This is a genomic window from Rubrivirga sp., from assembly GCF_049648075.1.
GTDB lineage: Bacteria > Bacteroidota > Rhodothermia > Rhodothermales > Rubricoccaceae > Rubrivirga.
On the sequence record NZ_JBARYR010000204.1, the window covers coordinates 1 to 5,904 of the forward strand.

Here is a 5,904-nt window from a genome sequence, read left to right on the forward strand (position 1 = left end):
CCCACAACGAGTCGGCGACGTTCCGGCTGCTCCGGGCGGTCCGCGAGTTCGGGCTCGGCGCCGTCGTCGGCCGACCGGCCGGGGGCAACCTGGCCGGGACGACGGGGGGCGTGTTCGTCCTGCTCCGCCTACCGCGGACCGGGCTCGCCGTCGATCTCCCGCTTTTCGCCTATCGGCCGGCCAGCGGCTCTGGTGACGCGCCACCGGTGCGCGGTCCCCTCGTGCCCGACGTGCACGTTCGGTGGACGGCGGACGATGTCGCGGCGGGGCGCGACCCCGACGTCGAGGCGGCGCTCGAATGGCTAGGCGAGCAGTGACGGCGGAGCCTAGCCTGGCCAACCGCTCCGATGCCCGATCCGGTGCCTCACGCTCCCCGCACCTCCACAACAGGCCGGTGCTCGGTGACCGCCCGAAGAACGCCCGCCGCCCGCTCGCCCGTTGGGACGAAGAACCGGGTGCGGAAGGCGTGGACCTCGGCGAAGACTCCGTCGGCCTCCAACTCGCGCATGGCCGAGTAGTCCGGCCCCACGAGTTCGATCCGGGGCTCGTTCGCCACACGACGGCGGCGAAGCTGCCAGCCGTTGGCGAGGTCGGCCTCGGCGCCCGCCAGCAGCCGCTCGGCCAACGCCTCCGGGGTGATCTCGACGCGGTCGCCTGCAGCGCCCAAGGCTTTGAGCGTCGCGCTCAAGTGCTCCGGCATCACGGCCCGCCCGATCATGCGCTCCCCGCCGTCGGTCTGGGCGCGGTAGACCCTCGGGTGCCCCGCGATCCGGTCCCAGATAGGCAGGATGGTCCCCGTCACCAGGTGGACCGGCTCGACGGTGAACTCCGGCGCCTCTTGCACTCCCGCATCCCAGAGCGCCCTCGCCTCGACGGTCTGGATGGGACGGTGGCCCCCCTCCTCTCCCGCTCGGTGAATGTCCGTCTCGTCCATGAGCCGGTTCGAGCGAACTCCCACTCGGCGCATCCGCTGCACGATCCGCCCCGTCTCCGTCGTCCGGCTCCCGGCGCGGAAGAGCGCGTAGGGCTGCCCGCTCCGCCGGTTCTGGACGAACCCTACCCAGGACCCCAGCCCCTGGGCTTCCTTGGCCCACCGCCAGACCTCGTCCCAGTCCACGACCTCCGTCCGCCGGGTCAGCTCCAGCGTCACGACCTGCGTCGTCGCCCCGGACCGCTCGTGCGTGTAGACCAATCGCTCGTCGGTCTTGACCACGCGCTCGGCCCGGATCGTCTCGACGCCCACGTCGAGTGTACCCGCTTCTCGGGCGGCCTCCGTCGCTTCCTCCAGGTACCCGTACCACGAGTCGAACACGGCGTCCATCGCGCCGGTCTGGAGCGAGAGCAGCCGGTTCAAGAACTTCGGCACCTCGGGGACGGCGCTCACGTTGAGCTGCCCGTCGGCGTCGAGCACCTTGATCCCCATCTGCTCCTCCACGAGCGCCGGGGTGACGCCGGACGCGACCGCCCGGCCCTCGCCTCGGTACAGGTCCACGAACCAGTTGTGCAAGGACGCGCGTGACAGAGGCGTCTCCAGGTTGAACTCGGATGACAAGAGCCCCTGGCTCGCCGTCTGGCGCTGGCCCTTCGTGAGCGCCCCGAGTTGGTCGAGACGCCGGGCGATGGTCGACAGGAAGCGGCGCTGGGCCTTCAGGTTCGTGGTCACGAGGACCAACTCCGGCGGGCATGCCTGGTTGGCGCGGTGGACCCGGCCCATCCCCTGCACGCACCTCGCGCTGCTCCAGCCGGGCTCGACGCAGTAGAGTACCCGGCGCTCTTGGTTGTCGGCCGCGAGGTCGGAGTGGTAGCTCCGGCCGGTCCCCCCGGCCTGGCTGAACACGAGCACGCGGCGCTTGCCCGCCATGAACTCGTCGGCCTCCGCGTTGCACGTCCTCCGGGTTCTGCGCTCCTCGACGACCTGCTCGATACCGTCCACGGTCTCGGTGACGAACCGTCGTTCTCGGCCCGTCACCTCGGCGACGGATTCAGATCCGAAGTGGGCCACGACCTGGTCGAGCACGCCGTGAGGGACGGACACGGCCCCCACCTCCAGCATCAGCCGGTCTCTTGCCGCTACCGCCTCTGGCGACTGGACGAAGTCGCCCGCTGCGTTCTTGACCGGGCGCGAGCGGACTCGGCCGTCGTCGTCCTCGTACTCCTCGTAGAGGGTCGTCGGGAAGCTGGCCTCGACGAACTGCAAGAGCTGGTCGCGGGGCGTCACGTCGAGGTTCCGGAGGTCGTCGCCGTTCGCGACGGCCTTCGCGTAGGCCCGCTCGGTCGCCGCCTCCATCGTGGACACCAGTTGCACGACGACGCTCTCGCCCGCACCCAGCCGGGCCTCCATGTCCCGGATCAGGCTCGGCGCTGACATCGACACGAGCACGTGCAGGAAGAACCGCTGGTGGGCGCCCCAGAACTGGCTGTAGGCCGCGGCTCTGGCTCTCCCGCACTTGTCGGCCTTGGTGACTTCGAGCGCTTGCTGGATGTTGCGGAGCACGACCTGCCACGCCTGGGCGCAGCGGTCGTAGGTCTGGGCCTGATGGGATTCGAGGTCGTGGACGAGCGTCCGGTAGTCGACGCCGTCGTAGGAGACGGAGCGCGCGAGGTAGAGACCCATCGACTTCAGGTCTTTCGCCACCAACTCCATCGCCGCGATGCCACCGGCTGACACCTTCTCGACGAACGCCTCGACGGTGGGGAAGGGCGTGCCCCGGCCCCACAACCCTAAGCGGGCTGCGTAGGCGAGGTTGGCGACCTCGGTGGCGCCGGTCGCGCTCGCGTAGACGATGCGGGCGTTGGGGAGCCTGTCTTGCAGATCGACGACGGCCAGTGCCCGCTGGGATGCCTTGCGGATGCCTCTGGCGCCCGGAGTGTCTAGGGCTGAACTGGCGTTGTGCGACTCGTCGTAGACGATGACGCCCTCGAACTCGGACTCCTCTCCCCCACCGGCTAGCCAGGCGACCACCTGCTCCAGCCGGTCGATGCCGGACTCCGCGCCGTCCCGCTCGCGGGGCTTGCCCTTGAGCGTGTCGTAGCTCGCGAAGCAGACACCCTCGGCGCGCGGGATCGGCCCCTTGCAAGCCCCGAGGTCGAACACGAAGTCCTCCGGGCCGCCCAAGGCGGTCCAATCGCGGACGGCGTCACGCATGAGGTTGCGGTTCTCGGACACCCAGAGCGCCCGACGGCGGCCCTGGAGGATGTTGTCGAGGATGATCGCCGCTGAGGTGTTGTGGGTCACGATGAAGTCGTCCGTGACGTAGAGCCTCGACGCAGCCTCGACCGCAATGCACTGGGCCTCCATCTCGCCCAAGTACTCGACGGATTGGATGTAGCGCCGGGCCGGGTACTTCTCGCGCGGGCCGCACCGCTCGGCCTTCCGGCGGAGCCGGAACGGGGCCAGCCGGTGCGTGAGCGTGATCGTCGTCGCGTAGCAGTCGCGCTTAGGCGTCTTCTTGACCCGCTTCCGGGCGACGCCTCCCAGCGACTGGACGAGAAATGCCACGTCGTCGGCCAGCCGCTCGGACGTGGTGTAGTGAACGGTCACGCCCCGCTCGCTCGCGTACCCGTCGGAGTCCATGAGCCCGCGGAGAACGGCGAGCCGGACCTCGACGGTGTTGAAGAGGTAGTCCTCGGGGACCCACTTCTCCCACGCCCGCTTCCCGCAGAGCCCGAGAGCGCGCACGCCGTTCAGGACCGGATTCCGATAGTGCAGGCGCCCGACCCGCTTCCCCATCGTGATTCCGTAGTGATAGTCCCTCGTCTGGACCTTCCGGAGTTGGACGCCCTCGGGCAGTGCGGCCTCCGTTCGCTCGACCATCTCGGCTTCGCCGAGTGTGAGTTCGATGCTGCTCTGCCGGATGCACCCGTCGCCGATCATGACGCCCAGGAGGTACGGGTCGACCGGGACCTCGCGAGCCTCGAACGCGACCGGGGCCACGAGCGGGACCGAGTGGCAGAGGTGGAGCGACTCGCGGATCTCGCGGAGCGTCCGGATGTCCGGCTTGGGGTAGTTGACGCCCCACCCCTTCTTCTGGTAATACCGCTGGCGCTTGGTCTGGGTGAGCCACAAGTGGTCGTCCGTGCACTCGGTCGCTGAGCCGTCCGAGAACGTGACGCGGTAGACGGCCATCTCGCCCTGAGGAAAGACCCCGGTGACGCGCGTTGGGCGGCCGTCGTCGGAGACGACGAGGTCGCCGACCTGGATCTCGCCCATGAGCCGCCAGCCCGACGGCGTGAGAACGCGGGCGTGGAGGGGCTGGGCACGGCCTTTTCCGACGCCCGTCGCATCGCCGATGAAGAAGCCCTGCCGTGGCCCCTGCTCGTCGGTGCTGGTCCCAGGCAGGTGCGAGCTGTGCGCGTCGCCCGCTCGGCAGACGGCTTCCAGTTGGGCGTCGGAGATCGTGCCGTGCTCGACGAGGTGACGAGGGAGCGTGGGTCGGTAGAAGCACGATGGCGCGGTGGCCGCGGCCATTGCCGCCGACTCGACCAAGCGGGTCGGGTGCGGCTGACTTCCGGCGACGCGCACCTGGGGCCGGTAGGCGTCGAACACGCTCGCCGTGAGCGCGCCGGTCTGGGCGATCTCGCTGGCCGTCTCGACCGCCAGAGGCCGGGCGTCCTCGAAAGGCCACGATGACGTGGACTGCGCTGGCGGAGCCGACCTGGCCCGTAAGTGGTGAGGCGTGGTACCCAGGCTCGCGATCCTAGGTGCGAGGAGGGCAAAGAGGTCGAGTTGTTCGACCGACGAAGCTGCCGCCTTGGAGGCGGCATGGGAGGCGGAGGGAGCCATCGGATGTTCCGGCTGGCGACTGGTGCGGAACCCTCCAAGGGGCTCCGGCCCGCCGCGTTGACGGGCTCGCCCACCGGCCCGGCATCGCGGCAGGCCGTGCCGCTCTGGCCTGTATCTCTCCCCTTCTCAACTCCCTCCTCCGACTCCTCATTCGCCCTGGGTGGCCAGGGCGAGAGCGTTAGAGACCCGGCTCGCCCGCGGCATCAAACACTCCAGGAACGTACCGCTCGGTCACCCGCATCACAGCTCGGGCGTTGGCCGGGTCCTCGGCGTACCGGCCCGCGCGGACCCGACGCCGCCGGCGGTCGACGTAGGCCCCGGAGACGCCCGCGACGTCGGCCGAGAGCGCGAGCCAGCGGTAGACCTCCGCCATCGCCGACGGCGAGATCGCGAACCGGGTCTTGATCCTGTAGAGCCTTCGGTAGACCGGGCTGAGGGCCGGGTAGCGCGACAGGTCCACCTTGACGTTGGTGACCCGGATGCAGTTGGCTGTGACCGCGGCATCCGCGTACCGCTCGCCCAGCCAGCGCGTGTACACTACCTGAGCGAGCTTCGACTGGTAGTACGCCCGGTCGACGCGGAACCCACCCCGTCGGAACTCCGGGTCGTCCAGACGGACGCGGAGGAACGGGTGGAGCGCGAGGCTCTGGGAGGACACCGTGACCACGCGGCCCTGCGGGCTCCGCAGCAGATCGGGCTCGAGCTGCTGCGTGAGCCGGACCCGGCCGACGTGGTTCGTGACCTAGATCGTCTCCACGCCGTCGACCGAAACCGTGGACTCCTTCTGTGAGACGTCGAATGCGGCGGCGTTGTGGAGTAACACGTCGAGTCGATCGTGCCCGGCCGCTCGAAAGGCGGCGACGCCGTCGAGGACCGACTGGCGGGACGACAGCTCCATCCGAACAAGGGAGACGGCGTCGGACCCGCTCTCCCTCCGAGCGGCTCCGCGCGGCGATGACCACCTCGGCGCCGACGCGGGCGAGGGCGACGACGACCGCGTACCCGATCCCGGCGTTGCCGCCCGTGATCAGACAGACCGGGCGCTTCTTGGATGTCACGACGGAAGGTTCTCACACCAGATCTTCAGCCTCCGGTTCTCATCGGCGAGCGCCCGACGAATG

Annotated in this window: 3 protein-coding genes and 2 pseudogenes; 1 reads left to right on the top strand and 4 read right to left on the bottom strand. The window is 69.7% G+C overall.

What is annotated here, in order from left to right:
• Nucleotides 1–317, top strand: a pseudogene (locus WBA11_RS05845) (hypothetical protein); the annotation flags it as partial.
• Between the two features lie 47 nt (nucleotides 318–364).
• On the opposite strand, the gene WBA11_RS05850 reads toward WBA11_RS05845, so the two are convergent.
• The 4 genes and pseudogenes from WBA11_RS05850 to WBA11_RS05865 all read right to left on the bottom strand — a co-directional run.
• Nucleotides 365–4,546 (bottom strand): strawberry notch-like NTP hydrolase domain-containing protein, encoded by a 4,182-nt coding sequence (locus tag WBA11_RS05850; RefSeq protein WP_424519775.1) that lies wholly within the window; start codon nucleotides 4,544–4,546, stop codon nucleotides 365–367.
• Between the two features lie 415 nt (nucleotides 4,547–4,961).
• Nucleotides 4,962–5,441 carry a hypothetical protein gene (locus WBA11_RS05855; protein WP_424519776.1) on the bottom strand — a complete coding sequence of 160 codons (480 nt, stop codon included), beginning with the start codon at nucleotides 5,439–5,441 and terminating at the stop codon, nucleotides 4,962–4,964.
• A gap of 84 nt (nucleotides 5,442–5,525) precedes the next feature.
• Complete coding sequence (locus tag WBA11_RS05860) at nucleotides 5,526–5,681, bottom strand: hypothetical protein (RefSeq protein WP_424519777.1); 156 nt, start codon at nucleotides 5,679–5,681, stop codon at nucleotides 5,526–5,528.
• Nucleotides 5,682–5,703: 22 nt separating this feature from the next.
• Nucleotides 5,704–5,841, bottom strand: a pseudogene (locus WBA11_RS05865) (SDR family NAD(P)-dependent oxidoreductase); the annotation flags it as partial.
• Nucleotides 5,842–5,904 lie beyond the last annotated feature (63 nt).

What these genes read in the sequence shown, in the direction of transcription:
- WBA11_RS05860 (WP_424519777.1), bottom strand. Translation starts at nt 5,681, where the DNA reads ATGGAGCTGTCGTCCCGCCAGTCGGTCCTCGACGGCGTCGCCGCCTTT.